The sequence below is a fragment of the Mesorhizobium sp. M7A.F.Ca.CA.001.04.2.1 genome (assembly GCF_003998485.1).
In the GTDB taxonomy this organism is placed as follows: domain Bacteria; phylum Pseudomonadota; class Alphaproteobacteria; order Rhizobiales; family Rhizobiaceae; genus Mesorhizobium; species Mesorhizobium ciceri.
Genome location: NZ_RZQT01000291.1, coordinates 1 through 895 on the forward strand (window position 1 = coordinate 1; position 895 = coordinate 895).

The window sequence follows — 895 nt, forward strand, 5'->3', positions numbered from 1 at the left end:
TCTGGAAGCTCGGCCAGGCGAAGGAAAACAATGGCGTCCTGCTGCTGGTGGCCCCGAACGACCGCAAGATGCGCATCGAGGTCGGCTATGGGCTGGAAGGCACGCTGACCGACCTGCACACCAAGCTGATCATCGAGAATGACATGGTGCCGGCCTTCCGCGCCGGGGACTTCTCCGGCGGCATCAGCAAGGCCGTCGATGACATGGTCATGGTGCTGGAGGGCAATCCCGAAGAACTGGAGGCGCGCGGCGAGCGCAACCAGCAAGCGCCTTTCGATTCCGACGACCTGTTCTTCGCCGTCTTCATCAGCATCTGGGCGATCATCTTCTTCGGCAGCATTGCGGCTTCCGTGCTGCCGCCGATCTTCGGCCAGAAGCTTGGCCCCGGCCGCTACCGCTGGCTTGGCATGACCTTCGAGCCAAGCCGGCGATCCTCCAGTGGCGGCTGGTCGTCGGGGAGTTCCGGCGGCGGCTGGTCTTCGGGGTCAAGCAGCGGTGGAGGCTTTTCCGGCGGCGGCGGTTCGTCCGGCGGCGGCGGCTCGTCGGGAAGCTGGTGATGGCATGATGGTATCCAGCATCAGCCTGTCGAAACGCGACCGCCTCGCCTCGGCCGTCCTGATTGCTGCGGTCGTGCTGTTCTCCTGCGTCATGGCCTACGCGACCGACTTGCCGGCGCTGACCGGCCGTGTCGTCGACAATGCCGGCATCATCGACGCCGCGACCAAGACGGCGCTGACGCGGAAGCTCGCCGACTTCGAGACGAAAGGTTCCGACCAGATCGTCGTCGCGACGATTCCCAGCCTCGATGGCGAGGAGATCGAGCCTTACGCCAACCGGCTGTTCCGCTTCTGGAAGCTCGGCCAGGCGAAGGAAAACAATGGCGTCCTGCTGCTGG

Annotated in this window: 2 protein-coding genes; both read left to right on the forward strand. The window is 64.9% G+C overall.

Annotated features, from left to right (window positions below; translation table 11 throughout):
* Positions 1-557: TPM domain-containing protein (locus EN955_RS34565; protein ID WP_127223579.1), on the forward strand; the 557-nt coding region annotated here is incomplete at its 5' end.
* Positions 558-648: 91 nt separating this feature from the next.
* On the forward strand, positions 649-895 hold a 247-nt coding region (locus EN955_RS34570), incomplete at its 3' end, for a TPM domain-containing protein (RefSeq protein WP_245467714.1).